This window comes from Amycolatopsis sp. NPDC028719, from assembly GCF_055565395.1.
In genome coordinates this window covers 527,616-546,013 of sequence record NZ_JBVHUL010000001.1, presented here as the reverse complement: position 1 = coordinate 546,013, position 18,398 = coordinate 527,616, and the positions used below count along the sequence as shown (strand labels likewise).

Sequence of the window (18,398 nt, the reverse complement as noted above, 5' to 3'; positions counted from 1 at the left end):
GAAGGCGTCCCAATTGTCCGGCGTTCCGGCGCCGACCCCGTTCAAGCCCACTCTGGTGCCCCCTGCTCAGTTCACTTGTCGACGTGCAGCTTGAGGTCACTCGCCCCGACCTGGTCGGTTTCGGCGATCAGGCCGGCGGCCTTGCGCATGGCGAACCCCAGCGCCTCCATGTGCTTGCCCGCGGCATCGAACTGGCTGTGCACGCCGTCCTTGAACTTGCCGACCGCGCTGTGCGCGTCGCCTTTGTCGTCCATCCCGCCGAAGGGGCTTTCGTGCTCGTGGTCCAGGCCGGTGACCTTCTGCTTGGACTTTTCGAACTCGTCCTTCAGCTTCTCCACCTGGCCGGCCGCGATGGCCATCGAGTCGGTGTCGTAGACAGGCACGGTTCGTCATCCCCTTCGCAAACTTGCGTCCGCCCGATCAGACGTCGTCATGACCAGGACGGTTCCCGCGCTTACTTTATGACTTCCGCGCGATCGCGGGTACGGATCCACGCCAACTTCCCCCGGCGGGGATCAGGCCTCCGCCATCAGTTCGCGGATCCTCGTCGCGAGCAGGGCGTTGTCCGCCGGGGTCACAGTCGCCCACTCGCGGCCGTCGCGGTCCGAGACCACCTGGAACAGGTACCGTCCCGCGTCCGTGTCGAAGAACGCCACCACCCGGCCCGCCCGGTGGACCATCCCGTCGCGGCCGACCCGCTCCGCGCCGAACTGACCCCGGGCCTCCTGGCCCAGCAGCATCCCCGACAGCTCCTGGGCCTGGAACAGCTCCACGCCCCGATCCTCCAACGCCGTGACCAGCGCCTTCGCCTCGCCGCGCGCGGCCGCGTCGGCCTCGCGCAGCACCGAGTACGGGATGCTCACCGTCTGGCCGATACCCGGCCCCAGATCGCCCGCCACCGAGACCGCCGCCTCCGGGAGACCGTCCTCCGTGGCCGGGATCAGCCAGACCTCGCCGTGGTCCACCACCGCCAGCACCGCCTGGCCGCGGACGCTCACCGCGCGGCCGCGGATCTCGCGCTCGGCCCACACCCACACGTCGAGGCCGAACTGGGGGCGGGCCAGCAGGTGCAGCTGGTCCGCCACCTCGCCCGACACCCGGCCGTTGCGGGCCAGGCGCCGCTCACTCAGCGACGCCCACGCCGCTTCCACCACTTCCCGCCGCTCGGTGCGGGTGGTTCCTTCGCTCGGCACGTCCAGGGCGACGTGCCGGCGCGGCAGTTCCAACGACTCCCAGAGCACGTCGAACTCACGCGCGGACAGCACCAGCGACACGGTCAGCGCCCGTCCCCGCCGTGGTCGCCGAGCACGTCGGGGGAAACCATCCGCTGGTCGGCGAACAGGTCCTGGTCGTCGACGCCGTAGCGGCGGACGTGTTCGGCGTCGTCCTCCTGCGGGGCCGCCTCGGACAGGAACTTCGCTTCGCCGGGCTGCTGCTTCGGCCTGATCTGCTCCGACTTCCGCAGCGCGACGGCCTCCTCCTCGGGCAGCTCGCCGACCGGCAGCGGCCGCACCGGGCCCTTCGCCTCGCCCTTCTCCCGCCGCAGGCGCTCCTTGTCGCCGCTCAGCGCGCCGCCGGCCGCGCCCGCGCCGATCGCCGCCGCGCCCGCGCCGATCTCGCCCGGGGTCGCGCCGGGCCTCGCCACGAACCCGCGTTCGGCCGTGAACTGACCGGGCGGGAGCGGGGCCTGCGGCATCGCGCCGACCGTGCGGCCCTTGGCCAGCAGGCCGTCGGGGCCGCGGTTGGTACCGCCGAGCGAACCTTCGACGCCGGTCGAGCCGGCACCGGACGCGCCACCGCCGCCGAGCGACTTGATCGGCGCCGTCGCCGGCGACGAGCCGGGCGGCAGCGAACCGGGTGGCACCGAGCCGGGCGCACCCGGCGGCACGAACTGCTCGCCACCGCCGCCGGTGGCCAGGCCCGGCGAGAAGTGGGCGGGGTCGCCGGAGGACGTGCCGCGGCCCGGCGCGTTGACCCAGCCGGGGCCGGGCGCCGACGTCGGCGGCTTCACCCCCGCCGGGGTCGTCGACGAGCTGGGTGTCGTGTGCTGCGCGGGCGGGGCGCCCGCGCCGGTCTGGCGCGGCGCCTGCGCGGCGGGCCGGGACGGCTGCTGCGCCGCGACGCCGTAGACCGGGGTCGGCGGGTCGGCGTGCACCGTGTGCGACACGGGCTGCACCACCGGCGGCTCGACGTGCACCGACCGGACCTTGTCCGAAGCCGGCTTCACGCCACCGTCCGGCGTCACCGCGACGGCGGCACCCGCGACGTCCAGCACGCCCGGTGTGACGCCCGGCGCGGCCAGCTTCAGCGACTCGGGGTCGGACAGCGACTGCGTCGAGAGCAGGTTGGTGCCGCTTTCCTGCGCGTACTCGTTCAGCGCCTGCTTCGCCTGCTCCTTGGCGTCGTTCGCGGCCTCGACCTGCCGGGCGTGGTCGGTCTCGAAACCGATCAGGCTCAGCAGCAGGCCGTCGGTCAGCGTGTAGCCGCCCGCGCCCTTCCGGACGGTCTCGGCGTCCGGGAGCTTGTACTTGGTGCGGTTGAACGACTCGCCCTGCTCGAACACCATCTCCGCGGCGTGCGCGACCTTCGTCGTCGCGTCCTGGGAGAACCCGGCCTGCTCGGTGAGCACCTGGCTGGCCGCACCACCGGCCTGGCTCTGCCATTCGACGCCGAGCTTGAGCAGCTGCGCGCGCAGCGTCTGGTCGGTGTGGGCGAGGGCGGTCGCGACGGCTTTCAGCGCGTCGACGGCCGTGCCGATGCTGCCGGTGCCGTCACCGTTGACCATCCGCGTGATCTGGTCGGCGATCGCGGTGTTGGTCCAGCCGTCGAACCGGTGGTTCTGGATCCCGGCCGCGAGCTCGGAGAATTCCACGCGCCCTCCCTAGTTGCGTGACTTCAAGGACTGCAGCGCGACGTCGGCGGCTTGCACCGACAGGTCGCACAGCTGCGGCTGCGTGAACTTGCCGCGGGTGATGGCGAAGGTCTGGACGGCCAGCGTCTGGCCCCTCGCGACGCCGACGAGCGCCTCGCAGTCGGCCGGGTCGCCGGCCGCGCGGTAGTTCGTCAGCGCCGGGTAACCGCCGATGGTCTTCGGCTCGGTGGCCATGCTGTTCTTCTTGCGGGCCCCCGTGATCCACTCGGCGAGGTCCGCGGACACCGCGCGCACGTGGTAGGCGTGGACGGGCTCGGCGCCGTCCGCGTCGAACACGCACGTCGGCCCGTCCTCCGGCGGGGCTTCCCGGGGAGCGCTGGTGATCTTCATGGCGTCGAGCTGCACCTGCGGGAACACGTCGCACAGGTTGACGCCCTGCAGGGTCAGCTCGGCCGGCCGCTGCGGCAGCTGGGCCGCCTTGGCGCTCTGCGACGCCGCGGTCGCGGCCGTCTCGACCGGGTAGGGCGTGCCTTCGGTGCCCGCCGAGCAGCCGGCGAGCGCCGCCGTCGCGAGCACGCCCCCGGTGACGATGCGCACCTTCCGGCTACGCACCGTGCTTGGCGCGGTCACCGAACACCGCCGCCTTTTCCTCGTCGCTGACCTTGTAGTCCTTGGCGGCGTCGCGCAGCTGCGAAACCAGGCGCTTCAGGCCGGCGACGTACTCGCGGACCTGCCCCGCGTAGGAGCGGTCGCCGTCGGCGATCAGGGTGTTCCAGGCGTCGATCGACTGCGTGCTGATGACGTCGGCCGACGGGGCGTCGATCCGCAGCTGCCCGAGCTTGGTCAGCAGCTGGTCTTCGAGGGCGTTGGCCTGCTCTTCGACGATCCGGGCGACGTCCAGCAGCTTGTCCGGGTGGACCAGGACGTCCGCGGCCGCCGGCGCCACGGGCACGGCCGAACTGAGGTCGTACGAGGGTCCTGACATGCTCTCCCCTGACGTCATACGGACAGTGACCGGCCGACTCCCGTCGAGGCTACCAACCCGGGTGTGACAGCAGGCTGAGTTTGGACGAACATCATCCCCCGCCGGTTCCCGCTCCGGCGAAAATCAGGCGCGCTGCTTGACCGTCGGAGCGCCGACCTCGCCGTTCGCCGCCTTGAGCGCGATGTCCGTGCGGTGGTGCGAGCCCGCGAGGTGGACCTTCCCGACGATCTCGTACGCGTGCTTGCGGGCCGACTTGAGCGTCTTGCCGGTGCCGACCACCGACAGCACGCGGCCGCCGGCGGAGACCACGGCGCCGTCGTCGCGGCGGCGGGTGCCCGCGTGCAGCACGCCTTCCAGCTCGGCACCGCCGATGACGTCGCCGGTGCGCGGCTTGCCGGGGTAGCCGTCGGCGGCGATCACCACGGTGACCGCCACGCCGCCGGCCCACTCCAGCGGCGGGTGCTCGGCGAGCTTGCCGGTCGCGGTGGCGTGCATCAGCCCGGCGATCGGAGTGCGCAGCAGGGCCAGCACGACCTGCGTCTCCGGGTCACCGAAGCGGCAGTTGAACTCGATGACCTGCGGGCCGTCGGACGTCAGCGCGAGCCCGGCGTAGAGCAGGCCGGAGAACGGCGCCCCGCGCTTGACCAGCTCGTCGGCGACCGGCTGGACGACCCGCTCGACCAGCTCGTCGACGAGGTTTTCGGGCGCCCAGGGCAGCGGGGCGTACGCGCCCATGCCGCCGGTGTTCGGGCCGGCGTCGTCGTCGCCGACGCGCTTGAAGTCCTGCGCGGGCAGCAGCGGCACGACGGTGTGGCCGTCGACGAAGCAGAACAGCGACGCCTCCGGTCCGTCCAAAAAGGACTCCAGGAGCACCGGGTGGCCGCCGTCGAGCAGCATGATCGCGTGCTTGCGCGCGACGTCGTAGTCGGTCGTGACGACGACGCCCTTGCCGGCGGCGAGGCCGTCGTCCTTGACCACCCAGGTCGGGCCGAAGCGGGCGAGCGCGGCGTCGAGGCGGGCCGGGTTGTCGACCACCTCGCTGCGCGCGGTCGGCACGTTCGCCGCGGCCATGACGTCCTTCGCGAAGGCCTTCGAGCCTTCGATGCGGGCCGCCGCGGCCGACGGGCCGAAGCAGGCGATGCCCGCCTTGCGGACGGCGTCGGCGACGCCGGCGACGAGCGGGACCTCGGGCCCGACCACCACCAGGTCGGCCTGCCAGTTCTTCGCGAGCGTCGCGACCGCTTCCGGGTCGGCCGCCTCGACGCCGAGCTGCTCGGCCATGGCAGCCGTCCCGGCGTTGCCGGGCGCGCAGGCCAGGGCGGTGACCGTGGGGTCGCCGGACGCCGCGAGGACGAGTGCATGCTCACGGGCGCCGGAGCCGATTACCAGTACGCGCACGCCGCACAGCGTATCCGGCGAGGTTCGCGACGGACATTTCGCCGTCCCCCGGGCCCGGCCGGGGTCGGGCGCCGGTGCCGCGCTCGGGCCGCCTCCGGACGCGGTGAATGACTCATTCACCGCGCCGGACGCCAGGAATGAGTCATTCACTGCGTCCGGGCCCGCCGCCGGAGCCCCGGGGAGAAGAGGAGTCCACGCGTCGTTTACCGAGGTGTTCGCCTGGATACGTCCGTCGGATGCTTGCGGCGGTGAGGGTTGCGCGAGTAGTCAGGGCACACCCTGTGTGAGAAGAGGTCACGAGATGAAGCGCAAACGTGTCGGCGTGCTGGCACTCGCCGGACTGGCGTTGCTGAGCGTCACCGGACTGGCCGTCGGGTCGGCGAGCGCGTCCACAGTGCCGTCCGAAAGCGGGGGGTCCGCCGATGCGGCCGCGCACGGACGGGGCCACGATGACCCCGTGATCATCGGACACCGCGGCGCGCCCGGGTACCGGCCGGAGCACACCCTCGCCTCGTACGAGCTCGCCTACCGGATGGGCGTGAGCTGGGTCGACGTCGACCTCGTGCCGACGAAGGACGGCCAGCTCGTCGCGCGGCACGAGCCGGAGATCGGCGGGACCACCGACGTCGCGAAGCACCCCGAGTTCGCGGACCGCAAGAAGACCGTCGTGCTCGACGGCGTCAGTACGACCGGCTGGTTCACGCAGGACTTCACGCTGGCCGAGCTGAAGACGCTGCGCGCGGTCGAGCGGATCCCGGCGAACCGGCCGCACAACACGCTGTACAACGGGCGCTACCAGATCGCCACCTACCAGGAGGTGCTCGACCTGACCAAGCGGCTCGGCAAGGAGCTGCACCGGACGCTCGGCACCTACCCCGAGGTCAAGCACTCGACGTTCTTCCAGTCGATCGGCAACCCGACCGAGCCGAAGCTGGTGTCGATCCTCAAGCGCAACGGCCTCGACCGGCCGGACGCGCCGGCGATCATCCAGTCGTTCGAGGTGTCGAACCTGATCGCGCTGCACAAGCAGGTCCGGACGCCGCTGCTGCAGCTGACGTCGGCGACCGGCGCTCCGGCAGACTTCGTCGCGAGCGGCGACAAGCGGACGTACGCGGACATCGTCTCGGCCAAGGGCCTGAAGGACGTCGCGAAGTACGCGAAGTACCTCGGGCCGGAGAAGGCGCAGATCATCCCGCTCGACGCGGCCGGCAACCTGACCAAGCCGACCGCGCTCGTCGCGGACGCGCACCAGTCCGGCCTGAAGGTGCAGCCGTACACGTTCCGGAACGAGAACCCGTTCCTGCCGGCGAACCTGCGCTCGTCGGCCGAGCCGGACGCCTACGGTGACGTCTTCACCGAGGAGGCCGCGTTCCTCAAGGCGGGTGTCGACGGCTTCTTCGCCGACCAGCCGGACACCGCCCTCGAGTCGCTGCACGCGTTCCTGGGCCGGTAATCCCTTTGCCGTGAAGGGCACCTTCACGGACGCTATGTCCATGAAGGTGCCCTTCACGGCATTCGACGGGTTCTCCGGCGTGGTCCTGGTGACCCGCGGCGAAGAGACGCTCGTCGCCGAGGCGCACGGCTACGCCCACATCGGCTACGGCGTCGAGAACACCGTCGACACGCGGTTCGCGATCGCCAGCGGTACCAAGGGCCTGACCGCGCTCGTCGTCGTCGGGTTGGTCGCCGAAGGACGGCTTTCGCTGCAGACCCGCGTCCGCGAAGTCCTCGGCGCCGACCTGCCGCTGATCGACGACCGCGTGACCGTCGAGCACCTGCTGACGCACACGTCCGGCATCGGCGACTACTGCGACGACGAAAACCCTCCCGAGACCCCGCCCGGTCTCGTCACTTCGGCCGACTACCTCGCCGCGCTCGACGGCTTTCCGCAGCAGTTCCCGCCCGGAGAACGGTTTCACTACCACAACGGCGCGTTCGCGGTCCTCGGCCTGATCGCCGAACGGATCGCGGGTATACCTTTCGCCGAGCTCGTCCGGACCCGCGTGACCGAGCCCGCGGGCATGACCGGCACGGCGTTCCTCCGCTCGGACGCGCTGCCCGCCCGCACCGCCACCGGCTACCTGGAAGACGGCCGCACCAACGTGTTCAGCCTGCCGGTCGTCGGCTTCGGCGACGGCGGGATCTACAGCACCGCACCGGACTTCCGGAAGTTCTGGCCCGCCCTGCTCGCCGGGCGGCTCGTGCCGCGCGAGTGGGTGGAGCGGATGCTGCGCCCGCACGCGGACGGCTACGGGCTCGGCTTCTGGCTGCCCCGGCCCGGCTTGGTGCACCTGGACGGCGGCGACCACGGCGTCACGTTCTGGAGCACGCACGAGCCGTCGACCGGGCTCACCGCGACCCTGATCTCCAACAACCACCGAGGTGGCGGGCCCCTGCTGCGGCGGCTGGACGAGTTCTTGACGAAGGCTTGACACCCCTCGGGACCAGGGCTACCTTCGGCGAATTCAATGGTCTGGCCGCATACCTTTCAAGAGGTGCCCGATGGACGTTTCCGACCAGCAGACCACTCCCGAGCACGCCGACGAAGACAGCGCGCGCCTCCATCAGCTCGGCTACGCGCAGGAGCTCAAACGCACGATGTCGGCATTCTCCAACTTCGCCGTCTCGTTCACGATCATCTCGATCCTTTCCGGCTGCCTGACGCTCTACGGCTTCGGCATGAAGACCGGCGGGCCCGCCGCGATGATCTGGGGCTGGCCGCTCGTCGGGGTGTTCGTCATCCTGGTCGGCCTCGGCATGGCCGAGGTCTGCTCCAGCTACCCGACCGCGGGCGGGCTGTACTACTGGGCGGCGCGGCTGGCGCGGAAGAACGGCCCCGCGTGGTCGTGGTTCACCGGCTGGTTCAACCTCATCGGGCAGATCGCCGTCACCGCGGGCATCGACTTCGGCGCGGCGCTGTTCCTCAACGCGTTCCTCGACCTGCAGTGGGGCTTCACCGCCACACCCGGGCACACGATCCTGCTGCTCGCGATCATCCTCGTGGTGCACGGCCTGCTGAACACCTTCGGCGTCCGGATCGTGGCGATCCTCAACAACGTCAGCGTGTGGTGGCACCTCATCGGCGTGCTCGTGATCGTCGGCGTGCTGGTGTTCGCGCCGGCCAAGCACCAGGACGCGTCGTTCGTCTTCGGCGGCTTCGTCAACCAGACGGGCTGGGGATCGGCGTTCTACGTCTTCCTGCTCGGGCTGCTGCTCGCCCAGTACACGCTGACCGGTTACGACGCTTCGGCGCACATGACCGAGGAGACGAAGAGCGCGGCGACGGCGGGTCCGCGCGGCATCGTCATGTCGATCGTCGTCTCGCTCGTCGCGGGCTGGATCCTGCTGATCGGCCTGACGTTCGCGATCCAGGACTACGACGGCGCGGTCGGTTCCACCACCGGCGTCCCGCCCGCGCAGATCTTCATCGACGCCACCGGCGCGGTCACCGGCAAGTTCCTGCTGCTGATCTGCATCGGCGCCCAGCTGTTCTGCGGCATGGCTTCGGTGACGGCGAACTCGCGGATGATCTACGCGTTCGCCCGCGACGGCGCGATCCCGGGGTCGAAGTTCTGGCACAAGATCAACAAGCGGACCCAGACCCCGACCAACGCCGTCTGGCTGGGCGCGGGTGGTGCGTTGATCCTGGCGCTGCCGTATCTGTGGAGCGCGACGGCCTACGCGGCGGTGACGTCGATCGCCGTCGTCGGGCTGTACGTGGCGTACGTGATCCCGGTGTTCCTGCGCGTCCGTCTCGGTGACAAGTTCGAACGCGGGCCGTGGCACCTCGGCCGCTGGGGCAAGCCGGTGGGCATCATCGCGACCGTGTGGGTCGTGCTGATCTTCTTCCTGTTCATGCTGCCGCAGGTGTCGCCGGTGACGGTGGATTCGTTCAACTACACGCCGATCGCGTTCCTGGTCGTGCTCGGCGGCGCGGGCCTGTGGTGGGTGGTCTCGGCGCGGAAGTGGTTCAAGGGCCCGAAGGTCCAGGGTTCGGAGGCGGAGCTCGCCGCGGTGGAAAAGGAACTGAAGGAACTCGGCTGAAAGTCCGTGAATGTCGCATTGAGGGACTTCAAGTCCCTCAATGCGACATTCACGGCGTCAAGTGGTGGCAGGGCGGGATTCCGGCGCGCGCGCGGGTTCCTGCGCCGGGGAGTCGCGGCCGGGGCGGACGACCGTGACCGCCGCCGCGCCCAAGGCACCGACGCCCGCGAACGCGTAGAAGCCCCACGGATACGCGATTCCGGCCGTCAGCAGGGCGCCGCCGAGGAGCGGCCCCGAGATCGCGCCGATCCGGCCGATGCCGGCGGACCAGCCGAGGCCGGTCGCGCGGATCGCGCCCGGGTAGATCCGGCCGATGTAGGCGTACACCAGCACCTGCGCGCTGAACACGAAGCAGCCGGTCAGGAACACCGCCGCGTACAGCCCGACGGCGGGCAGCTTCACGCTCAGCAACGCCAGGAACACCGCGCCCGCGCAGAACCAGGCGATGGCCGACGGGCGGATGCCCACGCGGTCGGCGACCCGGCCCGCGACGAGCAACCCGGCGATACCGCCGACGTTCAGCGTCAGCAGCAGGCTCAGCGCCGCGCCGAGCGGGTAGCCGGCCTGGCGCATGATCTCCGGCAGCCACGTGTTCAGGCCGTACACCAGCAGCAGGCCCATGAACGACGTCACCCAGAACGCGATCGTCGCGCGCAGCAGGCCGCCGCGGAACAGGCCGGCGACCGCGTGCCCGGCCGACCGCTCGGTCTCGCGGACCTGCTGGAACGTCTCGGACTCCGGCAGGAACTTCAGCATCAGCGGGATCAGCACGACGGCCGGGAGCGCCCCGGCGACGAACATCGCGCGCCAGCCCAGGGGCGAGATCAGCGCGATGCCCAGCAGCGCCGTCAGCACCGCGCCGACGTGGTAGCCGGTCATGACGGTCGTGGTCGCGCTGCCCGACTTGCCGTGGCGCGCGTACTCCGTGACCAGCGTGATGGCCGTCGGCAGGCAGCCGCCGAGGCCGAGCCCGGCGACGAACCGCAGCAGGCCGAAGACGAACGTGGACGGCGCGAAGGCGCACAACAGCGTGCACAGCGAGAACAGCGTCACGGAGATGATCAGTGACTTCCGGCGGCCGATGACGTCGGTGATGGTGCCGATCGCCAGCCCGCCCAGCATCATCCCGGCCAGGCCGACGGTCGAGACGACCGACGCGGTGCCGGGCGTCAGGCCCCAGACGTGGTCACGCAGCAGCACGGGCAGTACGGAGCCGAGCACGACCAGGTCGAACCCGTCGAGCAGGACGGCGGTCCAGGCCAGGGGCACGACCCAGGAGCGAGCGCCAGGGGACATGGGGAACCTCCGTTGTGCGTCGGTGCACATGATCCGCACAAGTGTGCGTAGTGCGCACACCTAAGCACGCCGACGTCGCCGTAATCCAGGTCACTTCCATTGAGCGGAAGCCGAGCGTAGGGCTTCTACCTGCGGGAAGATCTCGCTGGTGGAGATCCTGACGCTGATGGGCGTGCTCGCGGGCTCGCTGGCCCTGACCGCGCTCGCCCGGCGCTACAACCTGTCCGCGCCGCTCCTGGTGGTGGTCGTCGCGCTCGGGGTCGCACTGATCCCCGGCGTACCGCGGTTCGAGCTGGAGCCGGAGCTGGTGCTCACGGTCGTGCTGCCGCCGTTGCTCTACTCGACGTCACTCGAAAGCTCGTTGACGCACTTCAAGAACAGCCTGCGGCCGATCGTCGCGCTGGGCGTGGTGCTGGTCGCGGTCACGGCCGTGGTCGTCGCGCTGGTGGTGCGCCTGCTGCTGCCGGACGTGCCGTTCGCCTCCGCGCTGGTGCTCGGCGCGGTCGTGGCGCCGCCGGATGCCGTCACGGCGGTGGCGATCGGGCGCAAGCTCGGCCTGCCGCGGCGCGTGATGACCGTGCTGACCGGGGAAAGCCTGGTCAACGACGCCGCCGCACTGACGCTCTACAAGGTCGCGCTCGCCGCCGTCGCGGGCACCGCCGGCTCGGCCGGGCACGGGTTCGCCGTGTTCGGCGTCGCCACCGTGCTGGGCATCGCGGTCGGCCTGGCGATCGGCGCGCTCGTCGTGCTGATCCGGCGCCAGCTCGACGATCCGCTGATGGAGTCGGCGTTCGGGATCATCGTGCCGTTCGCCGCGTACGTCACCGCCGAGCACCTGCACCCCTTCAGCGAGGACTTCAGCGGCTCCGGCGTGCTCGCCGTCGTCGCGGCGGGGCTGCTGCTCGGGCACCGCGCGCTGTACGCGTCGCCCGCGACGCGCATGCAGGACAGATCCGTCTGGGCGTCGATCGACGTCCTGCTGGAAGCGCTGGTGTTCGCGTTGATGGGGCTGCAGCTGCCGTTCGTGCTCGAAGGCGCACAGCACGCGGCCCGCGACAACGGGACGCTCGTGCTGGTCGCGGTGGCCGTGCTCGCGGTGACGATGTTCGTGCGCGTGCCGGCGGTGTTCCTCTCCGCGTACCTGCCGCAGACGGTGCGGCTGTTCGGCCGCGACCGCGCGACGCCGTCGTGGCGGACGCTGGCGGTGGTGTCGTGGACCGGCATGCGCGGCGTGGTGACGCTCGCCGCCGCGGCCGGCGTCCCGGCGGAAACCCCGGGGCGCGAGGAGATCCAGCTGTTCGCGTTCACCGTGGCGATCGGGACGGTGCTCATCCAGGGACTGACGCTGCCGCCGCTGATCCGCGCGCTGAAGGTGGAGGACCCGGCGGAGGCGTCGCGGGACGAAGCCGAAGAGCTCGCCGCCCGCGAGGTCGCGAGGAAGGCGGCGCACGAGCGGCTGCGCGAGATCGGCCGCGAGCGGCTGGCCTCGCTGGACCTGCCCCAGGAGAAGGTCGACCGGCTCAAGGAGCGGCTGCAGCGGCTGATCGACACGCGTTACCGCTTCGCCAAGGCCGCGATCACGTTGTCCGGCGAAGACCGGTCCGGCAGCCCGCAAGCCCAGTTCGCGAAGGCCCGGCGCGAACTCCTGATCACCCAGCGCAAGGCGATGATCGAGGAGAACCGCGCGGGCCGGCTCGACGACGAGGTCCTGCGGCGGGTGCTGCGGGAGCTGGACCTGGAGGAGATGTCGGTGACGGCGACCCTCACGAACCGAATGAGCTGACGACCTCCCAGGTCCGCCGCCGCTCTTCGCTCGACCGGATGCCGGTCTGCGAAACGAGGACGTCGGTGGCGCCGGCGTCGTAGTAGCGCTGGAGCCCGGCGAGGACGGTCTTCTCGTCGCCGATGATCGCGAGGTCGGCGGCGTGGCCGACTCCTTCCGCGTCGAGGATCCTGCGGTACGAAGGAATCTGGCCGTAGAAGGACATCTGCTCGACGGCTTTTTTCCGCACTTCATCGGGCTCGTCGGTGACGACGGCCGGGACGGCGGCGATGATCCGCTTCCCGGCCATGACCGGCACGATCAGCTCGGAAAGCGCTCTCGGCCCGGCGAGGAACGGCAGGGTGCCATCGGCGAGCTCAGCGGTGACACGCAGAGCTTGCGGCCCCATGGCGGCGACGATGATCGGCACGTCTCCGCCCACAGTGGACGGTCCCGGTGCTTTCGCGGTCACGGTCTCGCCCTCGAAGTCGACGGTCTCCCCTGCGAAAGCGCTTCGGAGGACAGTCAGGTACTCGCGCAGGTGCCGGATCGGCGGCGGGTAGTCGACGCCGTAGACGGGACCGAGGAAGCCCTTGGAGCCCAGCCCGATCCCGAGCGTGAACCGGCCGCCGGTGGCGGCTTGCGCGGTCTGCGCGGCGCTCGCCACAAGCAGCGGATGCCGCGGATAGGTCGGCACGACGGAGGTCCCGACCTCGATCCCGGGAACTTCCCGCCCGGCGAGCGCGGCGACGGTGACGGCGTCCTGGCTGAGCGGAAGCTGCGAGAACCAGACGGACTTCAGGCCGGCATCGGCGGCTTGGCGAGTCTGGTCGATCAGTTCGTCGACGAGGTTCGGCGAGGAATCGGTATCGCCGGCGGGGAGCGTGACTCCGATGGTCATGAACCCAAGCTAGCGAGCGGCGCCACCGATTTCCGGCTTCCCAGGACTTGAGAACGACAACCGAGCCGGTGCGCACGGTGGACCCCCTCGCCCCTCCGTGCGCACCGGCTCGGACCCCCAGTGGGTCCACGGTGGCAAGGTGGCTGTACAGGATCGGCACATCCGGGGAACATCGACTGGTCACCCCACGATCACCGGGAGGGATGCCGTGGAGTTCCTGCTCCTCGGCCCGGTCGAGGTCCGGTCGGGAACCGCGCACCTGCGGTTGTCCTCGCAGCGGCAACGGGCTCTTCTCGCCGCGCTCCTGCTGACGCCCAACGTGGTGGTCTCGCCGGCCCGGCTGGTGGAGGTGATCTGGGGTGAGGCGGCGCCGCCCTCGGCGATGGCGAACCTGCGAACCCACGTCGCCCAGCTGCGCCGGCAGCTTGCCGAGCTGGAGGACGGCGTGGGGCGGATCCATGCCCGGGCCGGGGGCTATCTGATCGAAGTCCGGCCGGACGAGATCGATCTCGAGCGATTCGAACGCCTCGCCGCGGCAGGTCGGCGGGCGCTCCTCGCCGGAGACGGCAAGGTCGCCGCGGAGACGCTGGGCCGCGCCTTGGCGTTGTGGCGAGGACGGCCGCTGGCCAACCTTCCGGCGACCGCGGCGACCGACGGCGAGGCCCATCGGCTGACCGAAGCCCGGCTCACCGTCGTCGAACACCACTGTCGCGCGCGTCTCGACCTGGGTGCGTGCTCGGACGTGGCCGGCGAGCTACACCGGCTGGTCGCCGACTACCCGCTCCGCGAACGGCTGTGGGCACTGCTGATGCTCGCACTGGCCGGCGGGGGACAACAGGCGGCAGCCCTCGGCGCCTACGACACGATCCGCAGCCGGCTGGCCGCCGAGCTGGGTGCCGAACCAGGCTCCGACTTGCGTGCGGCCCAGCTGGCCGTGCTGCGGCAAGCCGTTCCCGTCACCTCATCCGTGAGTCCCGCGCAGCTTCCCCGCGCCGCGGCCGGGTTCCACGGACGCCACGCCGAACTGCTGGCTCTCGACCGCCTTCTGCCCGCGGGCGATGGTTCCCGGCTCGCCGTCATCGTCGGGACGGCGGGGGTCGGCAAGTCGGATCTGGCGATCCAGTGGGCGCACCGCGTCCGCGACCGTTTTCCCGACGGGCAGCTCTACGCCGACCTCCACCGCTCCGCCCGCCCCAGCCTGGTCCTCGGGCGGTTCCTGCGGGCCCTGGGTGTCCCGGCGCGGGAGATCCCGGACGACCTCGACGAAGCCGCCGCACTGTTCCGGTCCGTGCTGGCGGCCAAGGCCGTGCTCTGCGTTCTCGACGACGCCGCCGATGCCGAGCACGTCCGCCCGTTGCTGCCCGCCGCGCCGCGGTGCATGGTCGTGACGACCAGTCGCAACCGGCTCGACGGGCTGGTCGCCCTCGACGGCGCACACCGCCTCACGCTGGATGTCCTCGGCCCGGGCGACGCGGTGACCGTCCTCGGGGCCGCGATCGGCCCCGAGCGCGCGGCCCGGGAACCGGCCGCCACCGCCGAGCTGGCCGAAACGTGTGCGCGGCTGCCCCTCGCCCTGCGCATCACCGGCGCCCAGATCCGGCACCGGATCGGCCGCGGGGTTCTCGATCACCTCACCGACCTGCGCGACCACGGTGTGCTGGACAGTCTGACGACAGACGGCGAAACCAGCGTTCTCCGCGCCGCTTACGACCTCTCGTATGAAGCGCTCGACGCCGCGACCCGCCGCACCTTCCGGTTGCTCGGCCTGGTGCCCGGCCCCGACACGACCGTACCCGCGGCCGCCGCCCTGATCGACGCCCCGGCTTCGACGGCGGCCCGGCACCTCGAGCGGCTGGCCTTGGCGCACCTCGTCCAGGAGCACGCTCCGGGGCGCTACCGGCTCCACGACCTGCTTCGCCGCTACGCCACCGAACGCGCGCACATCGACTGCCTCGAGGACGAACGCGACACGGCGACACACGCGCTGCTCGACCACTACCTGGCCCGCACCGCCGCGGCCGCCGACATCCTTTATCCCTTCGTCCTGCGCCTGCCGGGGACCGAGCCGCAGCGGAGCGCGTTCGCCAGCGCGGAAGACGCCCTGGCTTGGCTGACCGACGAAGTCCCCAACCTCGTGGCCGCGATCCGCCACGCTCACGCCTGCCGGCACCACCAGCTGACCTGGCAGCTCGTCGACGCCCTGCGCGGGCACTGCATGACCAACTGGCTCGCGGAGGCACCGGAACTCGCACAGATCGGCCTCGACTCCGCCGAAGCCCTCGCCCTGCCGGACGTGCGGGCGGCCGCGCACAACAACCTCGCGGCCACTCACGCACTCCGCTACGAGTTCCCATCCGCCATCGCGCATTTCCAAGCCGCGCTGGCGCTCTACCGCACGGTGCAGGTCCGGCGCGGAGTGACCGGCGTGCTGGGAAACCTGGCCACCGTCCACCTGGACACCGGTGATCTCGACCGGGCCGACGCTCTCTTCGCGGAGGCGGCCGCTCTCGATCCGCTGGGTAGCGGGCTCCGTCGGCAAAGTCTCGGCGTCCTCCACGAATATCGCGGCCGGCTGGCCGAGGCGGCGACTGCCCACGCCGAGCGGGCCGCTGAATCGCACAGTCCGCACGATCTCGTCCTGCTCGCCCGCGTTCACGCGAGAGGAGGCGACTACGACGCCGCGCTGCCCGTCGCGGAAGAGGCCGCGAAGCAAGCGCGAAGATCCGGCGATCGGTGCACCGAGGCGTACGCACTCGCGGTGCTCAGCACCATCCACGCGGGTACCGGCGATCCCGCGCGAGCCGTTCGCCTCGCCGGAACAGCGCTCGAGTTCGCGCGCGGCACCGGCGTGCCCGGCGCCGAAATCGCGGGGCACGCCGCACTCGCGGTGAGCCTCCTGGCCGGCGGTCACCACCAGCGCGCGCTGGTCAGCGGTCACCACGCGCTCCACCTCACCCGCCGGACCGGCACCCGGTTCGACGAATGCGAAGCACTGATCAGGGTCGGCCGCATCCACCGCGCCGCCGGATCGCGGACGCAGGGTGACCACTACCTCGATTCAGCCCTGCACCTCGCGAAGACCCACGGTTACCACGGGCTGGCCGAAGCCGCCGCCGAGCCTTTCGCCGAATCGATGAGCGGACCTCGGCGGCCATGATCCGCGCTTCGCCGGGCGTCGCAAGCGCTTCCGCATCTCGGGACACCTCTACTCCCAGGACTTGAGAACCCGAGCGAGCGCTTTCGGAATCGCCCACTCTGGGCGAGATCCCGATCACGATCTCCAGGAGTTCCCATGTCGCTGACCGACGTCATCGAAGGCACCCGCAAGGCCGTTGACGCGGACCCGCACAACGCCGCCGTCTCCTTCAGCGTTGCCCACACCCTCAAGCCCGGGACCAGGACCGAGGTCCTCGTCAACGTCCGGGACCACAGCTTCACCGTCGACGAGCCGCCCGCGCTCGGCGGGACCGACCAGGCCGCCAACCCCGTCGAGTTCGCGCTCGCCGCCCTGGGGTCCTGCCAGGTCATCACCTACCAGTTCTGGGCGGCGAAGCGCGGCATTCCGCTCGACTCCGTCAAGGTCACCGTCGACGGCGACCTCGACCTGCACGGCTTCTTCGGCTTTTCCTTCAACACCCGCCCCGGCTTCGGGGACGTGCGCGTGTCCGTCGAACTGGAAGGGCCGGCGAGCCGGGAGCGCTACGAAGACCTCAAGCGCGAGGTCGACGAACACTGCCCGGTGCTCGACCTCTTCCGCAACGAGACGCCGGTCAGCACCGAACTGACTTAGACGAACTCGTGGCGGACGATCGTCTGCTCACGGCCCGGGCCGACGCCGATCGCCGAGATCCGGGCGCCCGACAGCTCTTCCAGGCGCTCGACGTACGCGCGCGCGTTCGCCGGGAGCTCCTCGAACGTGCGGCACGCCGAGATGTCCTCGAACCAGCCCGGGTGCTCTTCGTAGATCGGGATCGCGTGGTGGACGTCGGTCTGCGTCATCGGCATGTCCTGCGTGCGGAAGCCGTCGACCTCGTAGCCGACGCACACCGGCACCTTCTCCAGCCCGGACAGGACGTCCAGCTTGGTGAGGAAGTAGTCGGTGATGCCGTTGACGCGGACCGCGTAGCGCGCGATCACCGCGTCGAACCAGCCGGTGCGACGCGAGCGGCCCGTCGTCACGCCGAACTCGCCGCCCTGCTTGCGCAGGTATTCGCCGGACTCGTCGTGCAGCTCGGTCGGGAACGGACCCGAGCCGACGCGCGTGGTGTACGCCTTGAGGATGCCGAGGACCGTGGTGATCCGGCCCGGGCCGATGCCCGAACCCGCGCTCGCGCCGCCGGACGTCGGGTTCGACGACGTCACGAACGGGTAGGTGCCGTGGTCGACGTCGAGCAGCGTGCCCTGTGAGCCCTCGAGCAGCACGATCTCGCCGCGCTCGAGCGCCTGGTTGAGCTGCAGCCGCGTGTCGGCGATGCGGTGCGCGAACTTCTCGCCCGCGGCCAGCACCTCGTCGGCGACCTGGTCCGCGTCGAGCGCCTTGCGGTTGTAGACCTTCACCAGCACCTGGTTCTTGAACTCCAGCGCGGCTTCGACCTTCTGGCGGAAGATCTTCTCGTCGAGCAGGTCCTGCACGCGGACGCCGACGCGGGCGATCTTGTCCTGGTAGCACGGGCCGATGCCGCGGCCGGTGGTGCCGATCTTGCGGCTGCCGAGGTAGCGCTCGGTGACTTTGTCGATCGCCACGTGGTACGGCATGATCAGGTGAGCGTCGGCGGAGATCAGCAGCTTGGACGTGTCGACGTCCCGCGCTTCCAGTCCGGACAGCTCTTCCAGCAGCACACCTGGGTCGACGACCACGCCGTTGCCGATGACGTTCGTCACGCCGGGGGTGAGGATGCCGGACGGGATGAGGTGCAGGGCGAAGTTCTCGCCGTTCGGCAGGACGACCGTGTGACCGGCGTTGTTGCCACCCTGGTAACGGACGACCCACTGGACACGGTCACCCATCAGGTCGGTGGCCTTGCCCTTGCCTTCGTCTCCCCATTGGGCACCGATGAGCACGATGGCCGGCATGTGACACTCCAAGGTGTTCGAGGACGTGAGGTTTAGTGTCCCGGACGGACACCGGTGGCGCTGACGA

The 18,398-nt window shown here is 70.9% G+C and carries 15 protein-coding genes; 6 read left to right on the top strand and 9 right to left on the bottom strand.

Annotated features, from left to right (window positions below):
* Positions 1-71: 71 nt before the first annotated feature.
* The 6 genes from ACZ4TR_RS02620 to purD all read right to left on the bottom strand — a co-directional run bounded on the left by ACZ4TR_RS02620 (position 72) and on the right by purD (position 5,255).
* The gene (locus ACZ4TR_RS02620) at positions 72-383 is read right to left on the bottom strand and encodes a hypothetical protein (RefSeq protein ID WP_364510669.1); all 312 of its coding nucleotides are present in this window, start codon (positions 381-383) and stop codon (positions 72-74) included.
* Between the two features lie 132 nt (positions 384-515).
* A complete protein-coding gene (locus tag ACZ4TR_RS02615) occupies positions 516-1,274 on the bottom strand; it encodes an ESX secretion-associated protein EspG (protein WP_465285460.1) in 759 nt (252 codons plus the stop codon).
* Between the two features lie 2 nt (positions 1,275-1,276).
* A complete protein-coding gene (locus ACZ4TR_RS02610; RefSeq protein WP_465285459.1) occupies positions 1,277-2,872 on the bottom strand; it encodes a hypothetical protein in 1,596 nt (531 codons plus the stop codon).
* Between the two features lie 9 nt (positions 2,873-2,881).
* Complete coding sequence (locus tag ACZ4TR_RS02605; protein ID WP_465286272.1) at positions 2,882-3,448, bottom strand: DUF3558 domain-containing protein; 567 nt, start codon at positions 3,446-3,448, stop codon at positions 2,882-2,884.
* Between the two features lie 28 nt (positions 3,449-3,476).
* Positions 3,477-3,857 (bottom strand): hypothetical protein, encoded by a 381-nt coding sequence (locus ACZ4TR_RS02600; protein ID WP_364510661.1) that lies wholly within the window; start codon positions 3,855-3,857, stop codon positions 3,477-3,479.
* Positions 3,858-3,980: 123 nt separating this feature from the next.
* Positions 3,981-5,255 carry a phosphoribosylamine--glycine ligase gene (gene purD, locus ACZ4TR_RS02595; RefSeq protein ID WP_465285458.1) on the bottom strand — a complete coding sequence of 425 codons (1,275 nt, stop codon included), beginning with the start codon at positions 5,253-5,255 and terminating at the stop codon, positions 3,981-3,983.
* Positions 5,256-5,556: 301 nt separating this feature from the next.
* On the opposite strand from purD, the gene ACZ4TR_RS02590 reads away from it, so the two are divergent.
* From ACZ4TR_RS02590 to ACZ4TR_RS02580, 3 genes are all read left to right on the top strand, one after another.
* Complete coding sequence (locus tag ACZ4TR_RS02590; protein WP_465285457.1) at positions 5,557-6,708, top strand: glycerophosphodiester phosphodiesterase; 1,152 nt, start codon at positions 5,557-5,559, stop codon at positions 6,706-6,708.
* A 40-nt stretch (positions 6,709-6,748) separates the two neighbouring features.
* Positions 6,749-7,687, top strand: a complete 939-nt coding sequence (locus tag ACZ4TR_RS02585) for a serine hydrolase domain-containing protein (RefSeq protein WP_465285456.1) — start codon at positions 6,749-6,751, stop codon at positions 7,685-7,687.
* A gap of 70 nt (positions 7,688-7,757) precedes the next feature.
* The gene (locus ACZ4TR_RS02580; RefSeq protein ID WP_465285454.1) at positions 7,758-9,299 is read left to right on the top strand and encodes an amino acid permease; all 1,542 of its coding nucleotides are present in this window, start codon (positions 7,758-7,760) and stop codon (positions 9,297-9,299) included.
* A 57-nt stretch (positions 9,300-9,356) separates the two neighbouring features.
* On the opposite strand, the gene ACZ4TR_RS02575 is transcribed toward ACZ4TR_RS02580, so the two are convergent.
* Positions 9,357-10,595 (bottom strand): MFS transporter, encoded by a 1,239-nt coding sequence (locus ACZ4TR_RS02575; RefSeq protein ID WP_465285453.1) that lies wholly within the window; start codon positions 10,593-10,595, stop codon positions 9,357-9,359.
* A gap of 148 nt (positions 10,596-10,743) precedes the next feature.
* Here ACZ4TR_RS02575 and ACZ4TR_RS02570 point away from each other — a divergent pair, with 148 nt between their 5' ends.
* Positions 10,744-12,378: a Na+/H+ antiporter gene (locus ACZ4TR_RS02570; RefSeq protein WP_465285452.1), complete on the top strand. Its 1,635-nt coding sequence runs from the start codon at positions 10,744-10,746 to the stop codon at positions 12,376-12,378.
* On the opposite strand, the gene ACZ4TR_RS02565 is transcribed toward ACZ4TR_RS02570, so the two are convergent.
* Complete coding sequence (locus tag ACZ4TR_RS02565; protein ID WP_465285451.1) at positions 12,359-13,258, bottom strand: TIGR03564 family F420-dependent LLM class oxidoreductase; 900 nt, start codon at positions 13,256-13,258, stop codon at positions 12,359-12,361. The two genes, ACZ4TR_RS02570 and ACZ4TR_RS02565, sit on opposite strands and share 20 nt — an antisense overlap.
* A 208-nt stretch (positions 13,259-13,466) precedes the next feature.
* Here ACZ4TR_RS02565 and ACZ4TR_RS02560 point away from each other — a divergent pair, with 208 nt between their 5' ends.
* Positions 13,467-16,415: an AfsR/SARP family transcriptional regulator gene (locus ACZ4TR_RS02560; protein ID WP_465285450.1), complete on the top strand. Its 2,949-nt coding sequence runs from the start codon at positions 13,467-13,469 to the stop codon at positions 16,413-16,415.
* A gap of 135 nt (positions 16,416-16,550) precedes the next feature.
* A complete protein-coding gene (locus ACZ4TR_RS02555; protein ID WP_465285449.1) occupies positions 16,551-17,048 on the top strand; it encodes an OsmC family protein in 498 nt (165 codons plus the stop codon).
* Here ACZ4TR_RS02555 and ACZ4TR_RS02550 read toward each other — a convergent pair.
* Positions 17,045-18,331, bottom strand: coding sequence for an adenylosuccinate synthase (locus ACZ4TR_RS02550; protein ID WP_364510634.1), 1,287 nt, complete (start codon positions 18,329-18,331; stop codon positions 17,045-17,047). The two genes, ACZ4TR_RS02555 and ACZ4TR_RS02550, sit on opposite strands and share 4 nt — an antisense overlap.
* Positions 18,332-18,398: the final 67 nt, after the last annotated feature.

Coding starts and splice junctions, on each gene's coding strand:
- ACZ4TR_RS02575 (WP_465285453.1), bottom strand. CDS start 10,595: ATGTCCCCTGGCGCTCGCTCCTGGGTCGTGCCCCTGGCCTGGACCGCC.
- ACZ4TR_RS02590 (WP_465285457.1), top strand. CDS start 5,557: ATGAAGCGCAAACGTGTCGGCGTGCTGGCACTCGCCGGACTGGCGTTG.
- ACZ4TR_RS02600 (WP_364510661.1), bottom strand. CDS start 3,857: ATGTCAGGACCCTCGTACGACCTCAGTTCGGCCGTGCCCGTGGCGCCG.
- ACZ4TR_RS02580 (WP_465285454.1), top strand. CDS start 7,758: ATGGACGTTTCCGACCAGCAGACCACTCCCGAGCACGCCGACGAAGAC.
- ACZ4TR_RS02555 (WP_465285449.1), top strand. CDS start 16,551: ATGTCGCTGACCGACGTCATCGAAGGCACCCGCAAGGCCGTTGACGCG.
- ACZ4TR_RS02585 (WP_465285456.1), top strand. CDS start 6,749: ATGAAGGTGCCCTTCACGGCATTCGACGGGTTCTCCGGCGTGGTCCTG.
- ACZ4TR_RS02550 (WP_364510634.1), bottom strand. CDS start 18,331: ATGCCGGCCATCGTGCTCATCGGTGCCCAATGGGGAGACGAAGGCAAG.
- ACZ4TR_RS02565 (WP_465285451.1), bottom strand. CDS start 13,258: ATGACCATCGGAGTCACGCTCCCCGCCGGCGATACCGATTCCTCGCCG.